Here is a 14614-nt window from a genome sequence, read left to right as displayed (position 1 = left end):
GGGGGTGGAAGGCAAGTCGGGCGCACCGGCACCTGGTGGGCGCGGGCAGCGGGACTAGTTTTTGACCTTCAGCGACATTAGCATCCGCTGCACGTTGGCGAAGTCAGGGCTCCCGTTGACGTACTGGGCCGCCTGGTCCAGCGTGTCGAACGCCTTCGCCGGGGCCACCTTTTCGTCCGGCGCGAAGGCCTTGAGGGCCACCAGGTCCCCAAACGAGTAGTCCCCCTTCCCGGCCGGACCACGCACCACGTTGCGCAGCTCGCACGCCTTCCCGTCGGTTCCTCCCACCAGGTTGGTGATGCCGTAGGAACCGAAGTAGCGGTAACCCTGGATCACCCGGTAGACCATGCGTGGCGGGATGGTTCCCTCCCCACCCTGTGCGGCAAGGTCGAACGGTACGCTGCTGATCACCGTGTACGGGCGCTGCGCACTGTCCGGGCAGTCAACGGACGACGGCGGCAGTCCCGTCCGGAGCGAAGCCATGAAGGTCCCGTCGGGCTTCTTCACGTCGACCTTCAGTCCGCCCGCAAGGATGCCCTCCTCCGGCGCCACGGACTGGGCGATCCAGTCCGCCGGCAAATCGAAGCTGACGGTCTTTGCGGGATCGGAGAACGTCTTCCAGGACGTGGCGGTGGGCACCGCCTGGGGTTCGCCGGAGGCCGGTGCTGCTGTTGTTGCACTGCCGGCCGGCGCCGCTGCCGTGGCGCCGGCGGCCGCCCCGTCGGCCGGAGAGGCCGTTCCGGACGCTGCCGGCGCTGAAGGGTCCGGCTGCGCGGTCCATCCGGGGCCGGCCGCCTGCGGTGCCGAACATGCTGCCAGCAGAACGGCGCCGGCCACGAGGGAGATACCGGAAAGAACAGCCTTTACTGGCGCGCCTGTCATGAGGCCCAGCCTAACGGGGACCATCCCGCTCTCCCGCCTGCCGCGGCGGTGTTTCCTGCATCCGGGACACGCACCCCCGGCTCCTCCCGACCGGCCCCCGCCCAGCCGCAGGCCGGGCACCCGGCCCGGCGTGTCGCCGTCGGACGCTTACCACCCCGGCCTGGGACTAGGCTGGAGGCTATGTCGGAAGAGCAGCACGGCGCAGCCGAAGAGAATCCCGCGGACATTTCCGCCCTGGACATTGCCGACTGGCGGCTGCGGACGTTTGCGCTCTACGACAATGTCCGCCGGATCTCCGCCGAGAGCCCGTCCGAGGCGCACTCGTACTGGCGCCACCAGCGGGACCTGATGTTCGCAACGCACCCGGCCTCCGCCCTGACAGCGGCGGACAAGGCGCGCTTTTCCGGCCTCAAGACTGCTGACTACGATCCGATTTACCGCTTCCATGTCCCGCTCACCAAGGAAGGTGCAGGCCGGGAGATGAGCGTGGACACGGGAACCGACGGCGTGGTCAACTTCGTCCGGCTGGGAACGTTCGACCTGCCGGAAATGGGCCAGCTGGGGGTGTGGAAGATCCATGGGTACGGCGGCGGCATCTTCGTTCCGTTCCGCGACGCCACGGCCGGCCAGCCGGGTGGAACCTATGGGGCTGGCCGCTACCTGCTGGACACCATCAAGGGCGCGTTCCACGGGGTCAGCGGCACGGGTCCCGGCGCCACCTTTGTGCTGGACTTCAACTTCGCCTACAACCCCTCCTGCGCCTACAACGAGGCGTGGGCCTGCCCGCTGCCCGGGCCATCAAACCGGCTGGCAGTGGAAATTCCCGTGGGCGAGCTGTACTGATGCCGGCCGTCCCCGGTAACGCCGCGTGAGGGAGGGTCTGTCCGCACCCGCCGCCACGGAGACCGCTACCCGGCGCTTTCCCGCCACCAGGCACTACCGTGGTGTCCTGCGCTTTCCGGTCATCCGGCAGCTGCTGCGTTTTTCCGGCGTCGGGGTTATTTGCACCGCGGCGTCCCTGGGGCTTTACGCGCTGCTGCGGCCGTGGCTGGGCGCCCAGCTGGCCAACGCCGTGGCGCTGGTCCTCACATCGCTGCTGAACACGGCCCTGAACCGGCGGCTGACCTTCAAGATTGCCGGCCAGCAACGCCGAACCCGCGACCACCTCAACGGCCTGGTGGTGATTGCCGTGGCCTTGGTGATCACCGGCAGCAGCCTGGGCGTGCTGCACTGGTTCAACCCGGACGCCACCGTGGGTGACGAACTGGTAGCCACCACGCTTTCCGGCTTCCTGGCCACCGCCGTGCGCTTCAGCATGCTGCGGCACTGGATTTTCCGCCGCGCGCGCCACCGCTAGGGTCGTCCGGGGGCTATCGGCCCTGGCCCGCACCCAGGTTCCTGACCCCGGCGACGGCCGCCTGGACGGCAGCAGCGGCAGCGTCGAGGTCCTCCTGCGTCACCGCGGCGTCGAAGCTGAAGCGGACCGCCGTCTGGGCCACCTCTGCAGGAATACCCATGGCGGTGAGGACGGGTGACGGCGCGTCCGAGCCTGCCGCGCATGCCGAGCCGCTGGAGCAGACCACGCCGCGGCGTTCCACCTCCAGGAGCACCGACTCGCCGCTGGTACCGGGGAAGCAAAACGACGCCACTGATGGCAGCCGCTCGGAAGGATGCCCGGTGAGGACGGCATCCGGCACGCCTGCCAGGACGGCTGCAATGAACCGGTCCCGCAGCGCGGCAACCCGTGCCTGCTCCCCTGCCTGCCGGTCCCGGGCAAGCGTGAGGGCGGTGGCGAGCCCCACCGCGCCGGCAACGTTTTCCGTTCCGGACCGGCGGCCCCGCTCCTGGCCGCCGCCGTGGATGACCGGCTCCAGCCGCGTACGGCTCCGCACGAACAGCAGGCCGCAGCCTTTGGGTGCCCCCAGCTTGTGCCCCGAGATGCTCATCGCATCCACGCCCAGCGGGCGGGTGTCGAGCGGCAGCCAGCCGGCGGCCTGGACGGCGTCGGTGTGGAACGGGATGCCCTGGGCGCGGGCCAGTTCCGCCAGCCCGGCGATGGGCTGGATGGTTCCCACCTCGTTGTTGGCGTACATGATGCTCACCAGCGCGGTTTCCGGGCGCAGCACCCCGGCAAGTGCTTCGGGCGTGACGCGGCCGGTTGAATCCACCGGGACCACGTCGACGGTAAAGCCGTGGAAGCGCTCCAGATAGCGGGCGGATTCCTCCACGGCGGGGTGTTCGACGGCGCTGATCACCACCCGGTCCAGCAGCGGGTTTGCCGCCTGCCGGGCCAGGGCAATGCCTTTTACCGCCAGGTTGTCCGCTTCGGTTCCACCCGAGGTGAACACCACGTCGCCTTGCCGGCAGCCAAGGACATCCGCCACGGCCCTCCGCGCCTGCGCGAGAGCCGCGGCCGCCGCCTCGCCCAGGGTGTGGTGGCTGGAGGGGTTCCCGAATCCACCGGTGAGGTAGGGCCACATGGCGTCCAGCACCTCACGGCGGACCGGGGTGGTGGCGGCGGCGTCAAGGAAGATCACGGCAGCCTCACCCGGCGGCCAGTTCGACGTCGAGGCCCAGGTCCAGCGCGGCCACGGAGTGGGTGAGTGCGCCAACGGAGATGACATCCACACCAGTGGCCGCGATGGCCGCGACCGTGCCGGTGTTCACGTTCCCGCTGGCCTCTACCCGGGCACGGCCGGCCACGAGGGCAACCCCGGCTGTGAGCTCTTCGATGCTGAAGTTGTCCAGCATGATGGTGTCCACGCCAGCGGCCAGCACGGGTTCGATTTGTTCCATGCGGTCCACCTCGACTTCGAAGTGGGTAGTGTGTCCCAGCTGTGCCTTGGCGGCCAGGAGGAGGGCCGTGAGTTTGGCCGGGTCCCCGCCGGTCATCACGGCAAGGTGGTTGTCCTTGGCCAGCACGGCGTCGGAGAGGCTGTACCGGTGGTTTGCACCGCCGCCGCAACGGACCGCGAACCGTTCCAGGGTGCGCAGGCCGGGGGTGGTCTTGCGCGTATCAGTGATGCGGGCCCGGGTACCTTCGGCGAGCCGCACGAATTCGGCGGTCTTTGTGGCGATGGCGGACATCCGCTGGACCAGGTTGAGCGCCACGCGTTCTGCCAGCAGCACCGAGCGGGCGGAGCCGGTGACCCGTGCGAGGTGCGTTCCGGCGTCGAACGTTTCCCCGTCCGCCACCAGCAGCTCCACGTGCGTTTCCGGGTCCACCAACTGCATGGCGTCGCGGAAGACGGTGGCTCCGCTGAGGACGCCCGGCACGCGGGCGTTGAGGACGGCGGTGGCGCGGGCGCCGGCGGGGATGAGCAGCTGCGAGGTGATGTCGCCGGAGGGGGCGTCCTCGGCGAAGGCCCGTTGCAGGATGTCCCTGACGGGGGCGGGCGGGAGGGTGAGGTCCAGCGGTGGGCGCGGGGACACGGCCTGGTCGATCACGGCGGGTTCAGTCATGGAGCAGGCTCGCTTTCGGGCGGAGGGAAGTCAGGTTGTCAGTTTCGACGGGTTCATCGCTGCGGTAATGCGCCCCCAGCGATTCACCGCGCTGGAGCGCAGCGTCCACCAGCAGCTGCGCGGCCAGCAGGAGGTTCCCGTCCTCCTGCGCCACATTGTCAGCGCAGGAATCAACGGCATCAGGACGGACGACGGCGGCCCAGGACTCAAGCGTCCGGCGGGCCTCGGCCAACAATTGCCCGGAACGCAGCACCCCGGCGTGCGAGGTCATGAGGCGGCGAAGAGCCTCCCGGCCAAACGGCTCAGACCCGCCCGCACCTTCAAAACCAGCAGGGACGGCGACGTGCGCACTCGCGTTTCGCGGCAGGGGTGCGGAATCGTGCGGCAGTTTCGGAGGTCCCGAAAGCGCCGTTGTCGCGTGAGCGTCCGCATCGGCCGCCGAGCTTGCGAGGCGTTCGCCGGTGCGAGGCGCGAGCGCAGGCGCCGAGGGACCTGCGGAGCTGCCCTCCAGAAAGTCTTCAACAGCGCGTCGGCCGAAGACGAGTCCCTCGAGGAGGGAGTTGCTGGCCAGCCGGTTTGCCCCTTGGACGCCGGTGCACGCGACCTCCCCGGCGGCGTAGAGGCCCGGAACGGTGGTGCGTGCGGAGAGGTCGGTGCGTACCCCACCCATCCAGTAGTGGGCTGCGGGGGCGACGGGAACCAGTTCGCGGGTCCAGTCGATGCCGGCGTCGAGGGTTTTGCGGGTGAGGGTGGGGAACCTTTGCCGGAGGAAGCCCGCGCCCTTGGCCTGCTCGACACCCCGGGCGTCGAGGTAGACGTGGCCGTTGGGATCGCCCAGCTTGGCCAGGTGGAGGGCGATGCTGCGGGATACGACGTCGCGGGGCGCCAGTTCGGCATCGGGGTGGTAGGCCTGCATGAAGCGGCGTCCGCCGGAGTCCAGCAGGATGGCTCCTTCGCCGCGGACGGCTTCGGAGATCAGCAGTGGCCCGTCCAGCCGGGCCGGGTGCGCCGTGGCGGAGCTGACCAGGCAGGTGGGGTGGAACTGGAAGAACTCGAGGTCTGCCACTGCCGCTCCGGCGCGGACGGCGAGCGCCAGTCCGTCGGCGGTGGCAACAGCGGGGTTGGTGGTTTGGGCAAACAGTTGTCCTGCTCCCCCCGAGGCAAGCAGGACGGCATCCGCATCCAGGTCCGCGGGCCGGCCGTCCTGGAGGTAGTGGACTCCTGCCACCTGCCCGTCCCGGGTCATCAGGGCGGTGGCCTGGGCGTGCGTGAGGATGGTGAGCTTCCCGTCATCCCGCCGCGACAGGACGGCCTGGATCAGTGCCCCGGCGACGCGTGCACCTGTGGCGTCTCCTCCTGCATGCAGGATCCGCGGGGCACTGTGGGCTGCTTCGAGCCCAAGGGCCGGGCCGCCGTCGTGCGTGGCCCCGGCCGTCACCGCCCCGGCGTGGCCCGCATCGAAGGCAACACCGTAGCGCTGGAGGCCGGCAATGTCCCGCCGCGCCTCCGTGCACATCAGCCGGACTGCGGCCTCGTTGCAGTGCCCGGCCCCGGCGCGCAGGGTGTCGGCGATGTGCGCGGCGACGGTGTCCCCAGGTGCAGGTTCGGCGAGAACGGCCGAAATGCCGCCCTGCGCGTACCAGGTGTTGCTGTGGTCCAGCGCGCCCTTGGTCAGCAGCACCACGTCCGCGCCGGCATCGGAGGCAAGCAGTGCGGCGTAGAGCCCTGCGATGCCGCTTCCGACGACGGCCAGGCGGCGCGTCATCACGGCCTCGCGGCGAGCATGCGCTCGAGCGCCGTCCTGGCGTTGGCCTGCACGTTGTGGTCCACGGTGATGCGGTTGACCACGCGGCCGGCCACCAGTTCCTCCAGTACCCAGGCGAGGTAGCCGGGGTGGATCCGGTACATGGTGGAGCACGGGCAGATCACCGGGTCCAGGCAGAAGATGGTGTGCTGCGGGTACTCTGCGGCCAGCCGGTTGACCATATTGATTTCGGTGCCGATGGCGAACGTGGTGGGCTCGGTGGCGGCGGCGATGGCCTTCTTGATGAAGTCCGTGGAGCCGGCGGAATCCGCGGCGTCCACCACCTCCATGGGGCATTCGGGGTGCACGATGACCTGGACACCGGGGAAGTCCGCCCGGGCCTTGTCGATCTGGGCCACGCTGAAGCGCTTGTGGACGGAGCAGAACCCGTGCCAGAGGATCACGCGGGAGTCAAGGAGCGCCTGTTCGTCGTTGCCGCCCAGGTCCTTGCGGGGGTTCCACATGGGCATCTGGTCCAGGGGTACCCCCAGGGCCTTGGCCGTGTTGCGGCCCAGGTGCTGGTCGGGGAAGAACAGGACCCGCTGGCCCCGCTGGAAAGCCCACTCCAGGACCGTCTTTGCATTCGAGGAGGTGCAGACGATGCCGCCGTGTTCACCGCAGAACGCCTTCAGGGCTGCGGAGGAGTTCATGTAGGTCACGGGAATGACCGGGACCCGGCCCTCGGCGTCGGGCTCGGTGCCGAAGATCTCCGCGAGCTGTTCCCAGCACTCCTCCACGGAATCCGCGTCCGCCATGTCGGCCATGGAGCATCCGGCGGCCAGGTTGGGCAGGATGACTGCCTGGTCGGGGGTTGAGAGGATGTCCGCGGTTTCGGCCATGAAGTGGACGCCGCAGAAGATGATGGCTTCCGCCTCCGGCCTGGTCAGCGCGGCGTTGGCGAGCTGGAAGGAGTCACCGACGAAGTCGGCGTACTGGATGACCTCGTCCCGCTGGTAGAAGTGGCCCAGGATGACAGCCCGCTCCCCCAGGGCGGCCTTGGCGGACCTGATCCGCTCGCCGAGTTCGGCGTCGCTGGCCCGCTTGTACTCCTCGGGCAGCTGGCCCTGGCGCGGGGTGCCGGCAGGAGCAGGATCGGCACTTGACGCACCCGGGCCATAGGCGGGAACGCCCGCCAGTGCCTCGGCCAGGTCGTAGTCCCACGGGCCCTTGGCCAGCGCCGGGCTGCAGGTGCTGCCCTTAGCGGCGGCGCCCTTCTCGGCCTGTTCGCGCGTGATCAGCTGGATTGCCGTGTTGACGCTGCTCATGGTGTGCTCCTGTTGTCTGGGTCAAGGCCTGGCCGGCCGGTGTAGCGGTAGAGGCGGGGCGGGCGGTGCTTCCCGCCCTGGAGGTATTCCCCGGTTTCTTCGATTTCCGGGGTCGATTTGAGTTGGCGGCGGAAGTTGGCCGGGTCCAGCTGGCGGTCCAGGACGGCTTCGTAGACTTCGCGGACCTGGGCCAGCGTGAAGTACTCGCCCAGCAGGTGGTAGGCCACCGAGCCGTAGGCCAGCTTGTTGCGGAGGCGCCAGAGGGCGTAGTCCACGATGGCGTTGTGGTCGAAGGCAAGGTCGCCCAGGCGGTCGGCCCGGAACCACTTCACGTTTTCGGATTCGTCCGCGAGCGCTGCCTCCGTGGGCTGGACCAGGGCCCAGTAGACGATGGAGACAACGCGCTGGGTGGGCGAGCGGTGCAGGCCGCCAAAAGCGTACAGCTGCTCCAGGTAGCGGGGCGCCAGGCCCGTGGTCTCCTGCAGGTTCCTGGCGGCGGCGCTTTGGAGGGACTCGTCGTGGCTGAGGGGTCCGCCCGGCAGCGCCCACAGCCCCTTGAAGGGTTCCCGGATGCGGCGTACCAGGGGAAGCCACAAAGTTGGCCGGCCGGAGGACTCGCTGGGCCGCAGCGCGAAGATCACCGTGGAGATGGCCAGCGACGGCGGCGCGGCCTGCCGCTCGGAAACGTTCGCCGAACTGTAGTACACCCGATCCACCGCCTTCCGTCACCCTCGACCGCCCCCGGGTGTTCTTTCGCTTAGTTATAGTCACCTTGACCAAAACTAATTCTACGGCCGGGCGCCCCCGAAACGGAAATATTTCTGCATCCCAGTCACGGCCGCAGGCTGCCGCCTCCGAAACCCTCTTCCCGCATCCCGCGGCCCCCGCCCTCCCGTCCATTTCCGGGCGCGTTCCGGAGGCGGTAAATTCAAGAGGTCCCACGAGGACCCCGGACCCCAGAGGCCGGACCCCCAACCAGCCCCAGAAGGTGCATTGCCCCATGACGACGAAGTCCGGCGCGACCACGTCCGCCACATTCCCCACCAAAGCCACAGCCGCCCACAGCATGAAGCCCCGGCAGCTCACCATGATGGGGCTGGGCAGCGCCATCGGCGCGGGGTTGTTCCTGGGATCCGGTGCCGGCGTCCAGGCGGCCGGTCCGGCAGTGCTCCTTTCCTACCTCGTTGCCGGAACGCTGATCATCCTGGTGATGTGGGCCCTGGGCGAGATGGCCGCTGCCCATCCCACCAGCGGGGCTTTTTCCGTGTACGCGGAGCGGGCGCTGGGCCGGACGGCAGGAGCCACCATCGGATGGCTGTGGTGGCTGCAGCTCGTGGTGGTGATTGCGGCCGAGGCCCTGGGTGCCGCCGGCCTGCTCTTCTCCGTCTGGCCCGTGGTGCCGGTCTGGGCGCTGGCGCTGTTGTTCATGGTGGTCTTCACCGGCATCAACCTGGCCGGCGTCCGGAACTTCGGTGAGTTCGAGTTCTGGTTCGCCATCCTCAAGGTGGCCGTCATCGTCCTGTTCCTGGCAGTCGGCGCCGCCCTGCTCCTGGGCCTGCTGCCCGGCGTCGACTCCCCCGGGGCGGAAAACCTGACCGGAAACTTCGCCCCCCAGGGCCTGGGTGGGGTTGCTGCGGCCCTATTCGTGGTGATCTTCGCGTTCGGCGGGACGGAGATCGTCTCCGTGGCTGCGGCCGAAACCGAGGATCCCGAGCGCAGCGTCGGCAAGGCCATCCGGACCGTGGTTTGGCGAATCCTGGTGTTCTACATCGGCTCCGTCTTTGTCATTGCCGCCGTGCTTCCCGCCACGTCCAAGAGCCTTGCCTCGCCCTTCGCCGGCGTGCTGGACGCTGCCAGGATCCCCGGCGCCTCCACCGCCATCACCCTCGTGGCCGTCGTCGCACTCCTCTCGGCGCTGAACGCGAACCTCTACGGCGCCTCCCGCATGGTGTATTCGCTCTCGCAGCGGGGGGAGGCGCCCCGCGTCCTCACCCGGCTCAACAATGCCGGCGTGCCGCTGCTCGCGGTCGCAGTCTCCGTGGCCTTCGGTTTCATCGCCACGGTCCTGGAGCTGTTGTTCCCGGAACGGATCCTGCCGGCCCTCTTCCAGCTGGTGGGTTCCACGTGCCTGGTGGTGTGGGGCAGTGCCCTGGTCTCCCAGCTGATCCTGCGCCGGCGGGCAGACCGGGACGGCACCGCGCTGCCCCTGCGGATGCGGGGCTTCCCCGGCCTGACCATCCTGGGCCTGGTCCTGCTGGGACTCATCTTCGCCGTCGGTTTCAGCGCCGAGGGCAGCCGCATCCAGCTCTTCAGCACCTTCGCCCTGATCGCCGGAATTGCGCTGGCGTGCGCCGCCGGGGCCCGGCTGACCGCCAGGAACCGGGCCGCCAACAGGTAGAGTGGAGCGTACCTTTCCAAGGAAGACGCACCGACGCGCCGGGCCCGCCCAGGCGCCGTACCTGATTGGGGAACTGACACCATGAGCGGCAGGCACACCGGACAGCAGCAGGCGCACACCGTTGAAGGGACCGACCCGCAGCTGTACGTGGCGGTCCATGAACCCGCCAGCGACGCCGGCCTCCGGCCGGTCCTGCTGCTGCACGGCTTTTCCTCCTCCTCCAAACTCAACTGGGAGGACACCGGCTGGGTGTCGGCCCTTCTTGACGCCGGCCGCCGGGTTATTACCGTTGACCTGCCGGGCCACGGCCGTAGCGGCGCGCCGGAGGACCGGGATTCCTACTCCCCCAGCAAAATCAGGGCGGACCTGCTCCAGGCAGCCTTCGACGCCGGAGCGCGCCCCCTGCACGACGGCGACCCTGCCAGCGGGCTGGACGTAGTGGGTTATTCCCTGGGGTCCCGGCTCGCGTGGGAGTTCGCCGCGACCCAGCCCGAGTTGGTGCACCGGCTGGTGCTAGGCGGGCCCAACGACTCCGACCCCCTGGCCGCATTCGACCTTCGGGCCGCCCAGGACTACCTGGCGGACGGTACGCCGATCAACGACGAATCCACCGCCCAGCTGCTCAAAATGGCCCTGCTGCTGCCGAGCAACAACATCTTCGCCCTGCTGTCCCTGGTGGAGGCCATCAAAGCGGAACCCTACGACCCCTCCGAAGCGGTACCCCACGTTCCCATGCTGCTGGTGGTGGGCGACAAGGACGAGCGGGCCCACACCCTGCCCAGGCTCGCCGAACTGGCCCGAAGTGCCGGCTCCATGGCCGAGCAACTGGTCCTGCCCGGCCGGAACCACACCAACGCCATCACCAGCAGGGCGTTCAAGCAGGCCGCCATTTCATTCCTGGGCGTCTAGGCGGCACGGACCTCCCGGGTAGTCGGCAGACTTCCCCCGCATGCACCAGCAGCCCGGACCTGGCGGTCCGGGCTGCTGGTGTTGCGGCTTTGCTGACCTTGGCGGGGTCAGGGTGCCGGTGGGATCAGTGGTGGCTGCTGACGCCGAGCGGGCGGCCCTTGGTCTCCTTGGCCAGCACCACGCCGACGGCGGAAATGACGCAGAGGATCATGATGTAGATACCGATGGAACCGGTCCATTTGGTGGACTGCAGCAGGGTCTCCGCGATGGTTGCTGCGAAGGCGCCGCCCAGGATGGCGCCGAAGGCGTACCCGATGGAGATGCCGGAGTACCGGACGTTGGCGGGGAACATCTCTGCGTACATGGCGGACATGGGTCCGTAGGACAGGCCCAGGCCGATCGTCAGGACGAACAGGGCGACGCCGTAGAGCATGATGTCCTTGGTGTCGATCAGGGCAAACATGGGGATCATCCACGCAAAGACAATGGCGTAGCCGATCAGGAAGGTCTTGACGCGGCCGATGCGGTCGGACAGCCATCCGCCCACCAGGGTGAAGATCAGCCAGCCGAACGACGCCAGTGTGGTGGCCAGGAGGATCTGCGGCGTGGGCATCTTCAGGGTCTTGGTGGCGTAGGAGATGAAGAACGCAATCAGCAGGTAGCCCGCTGCGTTGTTGCCGATGAAGATCAGGGTGGAGTACAGGACGGGCAGCTTGTGGTTCCGCACCAGCTCACCCAGCGGTGCTTTGCTTTCCTTCTTCCGCAGGGCCATCTCCTGGAAGACCGGACTCTCGGCGACGGCGCGGCGGATGAGGTAGCCCACCACGATCAGGACGATGGAGAGCAGGAACGGCACACGCCAGCCCCAGGCAGCGAAGTCTTCCTTGGACATGCCGGTGTTGAGGAAGAACAGGAGGCCGGTGGCGAGGATCATGCCCACGGGCACACCGATCTGCGGGTAGGCACCGAAGAGGCCGCGCCGGTTGACCGGCGCATGCTCGACGGCCATGAGGGCGGCTCCGCCCCATTCACCGCCGGCCGAGAAGCCCTGGATAACCCGCAGCAGGATCAGCAGCACGGGGGCCCAGGCGCCGATCTGCGCGTAGGTGGGCAGCATGCCGATGAGGGCGGTGGCCGCGCCCATCATCACGAGGGTGAAGACCAGCATTGCCTTCCGCCCCAGGCGGTCACCGAGGTGCCCGGCGATAACTGCGCCGAGGGGGCGGAACAGGAAGCTGATGCCGATGAGGGCAAAGGAAAGGATCTGCGCCAGGCCCGGGTTGGACTCGTTCAGGGGTGCCAGGAACAGCGGTGACAGCAGCGTTGCGGTCAGCTGGGCAAAGATGAAGAAGTCGTACCACTCGATCGTGGTGCCGACGAGGGTGCCGGCGAGGACCTTGCGTTCCTCCCGCCGGCTGCTGGGACCGGCGAGCGTATCCACCTTGGAAGGTGTGGTCATTGAAACTCCATTGTTCATTGGGCAGCAGTGCTGCCCGTACGCCTTCAGAATTACTGACAGAACGGTCAGTTAGTTAGTAGAGTACTACGGAAAGTGTGATGCGGGACACGGAATGGTCAATATTTGCGGTGAACGGCAACCGGAACAGAAGTTCTATATTTGAACTGCAAGTTCGTATAGAGGACACTACCGGCAGCGAGTGGCTGGGACAAGAGTCATAGAACTCCGGGGCCGCCAACCTAGGATGGACATCATGACTCCTCCAGCAGCCGCAGCCGGGACGGGAGCGGCGGCACAGGCTTCGCCGTCCCAGACCCTCTCGCGCGGCATCCGCGCCCTCGAAATCCTGGCAGCCGCCCCTGGCCCGCTGACCATCGCTGAGCTTGCCGATGCCATGGGTGTCCACCGGTCGGTGGCTTACCGGATCCTGCGCACCCTCGAAGACCATTCGCTGCTGGTGCGCGATGATGCCGGACGGGTCCAGCCGGGCCCCGGCCTGGCGGTCCTGGCACGGGGCGTGTCGCGCAACCTGCAGAGCGCCGCGTTGCCCGAACTTACCCAGCTGGCGAACTCCCTGAACATGACTGCATTCGTGGCGGTGTGGGACCACCATGACTGCATTACGCTCGTCACGGTCGAGCCGAGGCATTCCGGCGCAACCGTTGCCCAGCACCCGGGCACACGCCACCCCATCAATGCCGGTGCCCCCGGGATCGCCATCCAGTCCGCCCTCTCGGAGGAGGAATGGGACCGGTTGGCCACCGGAGTGCCGTACCGCCCGGAGGCTGCGGAGGCACGCCGGAAAGGCTACTCGGCCAGCCACGACGAGGTGATCGCCGGGGTCTCATCGCTGGCAGCACCGGTCCGGGTGCCGGGTGGGCGTCCGGCTGCACTTGCAGTGGTCTATATCCGTTCCGCCCATGATCCGGATGCCGTGGGAGCTGCCATCGCCGAAAGTGCGGCGAGGATCGAGCGCCAGCTGGCGTAACCGCTCTGCCGGAGCAACGCCGTAGCGGACCGGCGCCGCCCGCAGGGACGTGCCGTGTCAGGCTTTGCGGCGGAGGACGACGGCGGTTCCCGCGCCGAGCACGGCCAGCGCCGCCGCCGCGAAGACCGGGACGAGGAACGCGGCCCCGGCCCCCTGGAGCTGGGCCAGCTGTCCCCCAACAGAGGACCCGATGGCTGTACCGGCGACAATGCCGCTGGCCAGCGCAGTCATCACGGTGCCGAGCCTGCCGGCGGGTGCCACTTTCCCGCCCACGGCGAAGACGGTAACCATGACGGGACCCACCGGGAGTCCCAGGACCAGCAGGACTGCCGCCATCATGGGCAGCGATGACGGTACCAGCAGCAGGACCGCGAGACCTGCCATCAGGACTGCGCAGGACACCCAGCGCAGCGCCAGTCCCGCACGGCGCGGCCAGTATGCAACCGAGAGCGCCGCGGCGGCGGAACTGAGGCCCATGACGGCATACAGCAGCCCGGCGATTTCCGCGCCGGCAAGCCCGGCAGAGAAGGCGCTCAGGGCGGCCTGGGTGGAACCAAAGAATGTGCCCATGCAGGCCATGGCAAGGACGGGCAGTGCCACGGTCCACGGCAGCTTACTGCCGTGCGCAGCATCCTTGCGGGTCCCGGGTGCCGCCGGCCGGCTGGCGGGGACAGCCCGGTGGGTTGGATGAACGGCGAAGAGAGGCACCAAAATGATGGTCATCGCCGCTGCCAGGACCAGCGGAAGCCACGGCGCCACAAGGCTGGCCAGGATCCCCACCAGGGCCGGTCCCAGGACAAAAGTCACCTCGTCGGCCGTACTCTCGTAGGAAAGCGCTGTGTCCAGGTCACGGGCAGTCCCACCGGATGATGCCGTTGGATCTCCGGCGTCGGCCGTGAGCGACATCCACCTGACCCGGGCCAGGGGCCCAACCTGTGGGCAGGTGGCACCGGCCGCGAAGGCAGCCGCAAGGACAGCGGGCAGGAAACCGCCCGAAACGCCAGCGGTATGGGCGGCGAGGACCAGGGCCAGCACGGCCACTGTGTTGAATACGGCCGCCAGCAACAGGACCGGCCGCTGTCCCCGCCTGTCCGCAAGGGATCCCAGCACGGGAGCCCCCAACGCGGACCCGATACCAACGGCGCCTGCTGCGGCTCCACCGGCCGCAAAGGAGCCGCTGGCGGATGTGGCCAGGGTGAGCGTGCCCATGGCCAGCATGGCCAGGGGAAGCCGCGCAAAGAGGCCAAGGGGAATGAAACCCCTGCCGGCCAGTTGGGGAAGGCGGGTAAAGCGTCCCCGCGCTGCCGCTTCCGTCATGTCCGGGTCAAGGGTTTCCCGGGATGGAGATGCCTGGACAGGGGCGGTGCCGGTGGATGAGGGGGTGGTTTGTGGTGTCACGTCGGGGCTCGTTCAGTACGTGCGCATCGTCCCTCCTCCCGATGCGCGC

The 14614-nt window shown here is 68.5% G+C and carries 13 protein-coding genes; 5 read left to right on the top strand and 8 right to left on the bottom strand.

Annotated elements, in window-relative coordinates:
* Positions 1–54: 54 nt before the first annotated feature.
* The gene (locus tag MRBLMD1_RS04965; protein WP_224026442.1) at positions 55–882 is read right to left on the bottom strand and encodes a hypothetical protein; all 828 of its coding nucleotides are present in this window, start codon (positions 880–882) and stop codon (positions 55–57) included.
* Between the two features lie 180 nt (positions 883–1062).
* On the opposite strand from MRBLMD1_RS04965, the gene MRBLMD1_RS04960 reads away from it, so the two are divergent.
* Complete coding sequence (locus MRBLMD1_RS04960) at positions 1063–1725, top strand: DUF1684 domain-containing protein (RefSeq protein ID WP_224026443.1); 663 nt, start codon at positions 1063–1065, stop codon at positions 1723–1725.
* Between the two features lie 25 nt (positions 1726–1750).
* On the top strand, positions 1751–2239 hold the full coding sequence (locus MRBLMD1_RS04955; RefSeq protein WP_159631687.1) for a GtrA family protein: 489 nt from the start codon (positions 1751–1753) through the stop codon (positions 2237–2239).
* Between the two features lie 13 nt (positions 2240–2252).
* Here MRBLMD1_RS04955 and MRBLMD1_RS04950 read toward each other — a convergent pair whose 3' ends face one another.
* Genes MRBLMD1_RS04950 through MRBLMD1_RS04930 form a run of 5 tightly spaced genes read right to left on the bottom strand, consistent with a single transcriptional unit; the run spans position 2253 to position 8120 of the window.
* Positions 2253–3419 (bottom strand): cysteine desulfurase family protein, encoded by a 1167-nt coding sequence (locus tag MRBLMD1_RS04950; RefSeq protein WP_364398028.1) that lies wholly within the window; start codon positions 3417–3419, stop codon positions 2253–2255.
* Between the two features lie 7 nt (positions 3420–3426).
* The gene (gene nadC / locus MRBLMD1_RS04945; RefSeq protein ID WP_364397855.1) at positions 3427–4344 is read right to left on the bottom strand and encodes a carboxylating nicotinate-nucleotide diphosphorylase; all 918 of its coding nucleotides are present in this window, start codon (positions 4342–4344) and stop codon (positions 3427–3429) included.
* Positions 4337–6109 (bottom strand): L-aspartate oxidase, encoded by a 1773-nt coding sequence (locus MRBLMD1_RS04940; protein ID WP_364397853.1) that lies wholly within the window; start codon positions 6107–6109, stop codon positions 4337–4339. The genes nadC and MRBLMD1_RS04940 overlap by 8 nt, the downstream gene beginning before the upstream one ends.
* The gene (gene nadA / locus MRBLMD1_RS04935; protein ID WP_364397851.1) at positions 6109–7413 is read right to left on the bottom strand and encodes a quinolinate synthase NadA; all 1305 of its coding nucleotides are present in this window, start codon (positions 7411–7413) and stop codon (positions 6109–6111) included. Before nadA ends, MRBLMD1_RS04940 begins: the two co-directional genes overlap by 1 nt.
* The gene (locus MRBLMD1_RS04930; protein WP_159631683.1) at positions 7410–8120 is read right to left on the bottom strand and encodes an NUDIX hydrolase; all 711 of its coding nucleotides are present in this window, start codon (positions 8118–8120) and stop codon (positions 7410–7412) included. The genes nadA and MRBLMD1_RS04930 overlap by 4 nt, the downstream gene beginning before the upstream one ends.
* Positions 8121–8413: 293 nt before the next feature.
* On the opposite strand from MRBLMD1_RS04930, the gene MRBLMD1_RS04925 reads away from it, so the two are divergent.
* Positions 8414–9811: an amino acid permease gene (locus MRBLMD1_RS04925; RefSeq protein ID WP_364397849.1), complete on the top strand. Its 1398-nt coding sequence runs from the start codon at positions 8414–8416 to the stop codon at positions 9809–9811.
* 81 nt (positions 9812–9892) lie between these two features.
* Entirely contained in the window at positions 9893–10720 is an 828-nt protein-coding gene (locus tag MRBLMD1_RS04920; protein ID WP_364397847.1) for an alpha/beta fold hydrolase, read from the top strand.
* Positions 10721–10844: 124 nt separating this feature from the next.
* Here MRBLMD1_RS04920 and MRBLMD1_RS04915 read toward each other — a convergent pair whose 3' ends face one another.
* On the bottom strand, positions 10845–12179 hold the full coding sequence (locus MRBLMD1_RS04915; RefSeq protein WP_159631680.1) for an MFS transporter: 1335 nt from the start codon (positions 12177–12179) through the stop codon (positions 10845–10847).
* A gap of 253 nt (positions 12180–12432) precedes the next feature.
* Between MRBLMD1_RS04915 and MRBLMD1_RS04910 the strand changes: the two genes are divergently transcribed.
* Positions 12433–13167 carry an IclR family transcriptional regulator gene (locus MRBLMD1_RS04910; RefSeq protein ID WP_159631679.1) on the top strand — a complete coding sequence of 245 codons (735 nt, stop codon included), beginning with the start codon at positions 12433–12435 and terminating at the stop codon, positions 13165–13167.
* Between the two features lie 57 nt (positions 13168–13224).
* Here the strand turns inward: MRBLMD1_RS04910 and MRBLMD1_RS04905 are convergent, their stop codons facing one another.
* Complete coding sequence (locus tag MRBLMD1_RS04905) at positions 13225–14565, bottom strand: MFS transporter (RefSeq protein WP_414703664.1); 1341 nt, start codon at positions 14563–14565, stop codon at positions 13225–13227.
* Between the last annotated feature and the right edge of the window lie 49 nt (positions 14566–14614).

The organism is Pseudarthrobacter sp. LMD1-1-1.1, assembly GCF_040676255.1.
Classification (GTDB): Bacteria; Actinomycetota; Actinomycetes; order Actinomycetales; family Micrococcaceae; genus Arthrobacter.
Note: the sequence above shows the minus strand (reverse complement) of the source record. Positions and strands in the feature narration are given on the sequence as shown.

What these genes read in the sequence shown, in the direction of transcription:
- MRBLMD1_RS04910 (WP_159631679.1), top strand. Translation starts at nt 12,433, where the DNA reads ATGACTCCTCCAGCAGCCGCAGCCGGGACGGGAGCGGCGGCACAGGCT.
- MRBLMD1_RS04915 (WP_159631680.1), bottom strand. Translation starts at nt 12,179, where the DNA reads ATGACCACACCTTCCAAGGTGGATACGCTCGCCGGTCCCAGCAGCCGG.
- MRBLMD1_RS04920 (WP_364397847.1), top strand. Translation starts at nt 9,893, where the DNA reads ATGAGCGGCAGGCACACCGGACAGCAGCAGGCGCACACCGTTGAAGGG.
- MRBLMD1_RS04925 (WP_364397849.1), top strand. Translation starts at nt 8,414, where the DNA reads ATGACGACGAAGTCCGGCGCGACCACGTCCGCCACATTCCCCACCAAA.
- nadC (WP_364397855.1), bottom strand. Translation starts at nt 4,344, where the DNA reads ATGACTGAACCCGCCGTGATCGACCAGGCCGTGTCCCCGCGCCCACCG.
- MRBLMD1_RS04965 (WP_224026442.1), bottom strand. Translation starts at nt 882, where the DNA reads ATGACAGGCGCGCCAGTAAAGGCTGTTCTTTCCGGTATCTCCCTCGTG.
- nadA (WP_364397851.1), bottom strand. Translation starts at nt 7,413, where the DNA reads ATGAGCAGCGTCAACACGGCAATCCAGCTGATCACGCGCGAACAGGCC.
- MRBLMD1_RS04940 (WP_364397853.1), bottom strand. Translation starts at nt 6,109, where the DNA reads ATGACGCGCCGCCTGGCCGTCGTCGGAAGCGGCATCGCAGGGCTCTAC.
- MRBLMD1_RS04960 (WP_224026443.1), top strand. Translation starts at nt 1,063, where the DNA reads ATGTCGGAAGAGCAGCACGGCGCAGCCGAAGAGAATCCCGCGGACATT.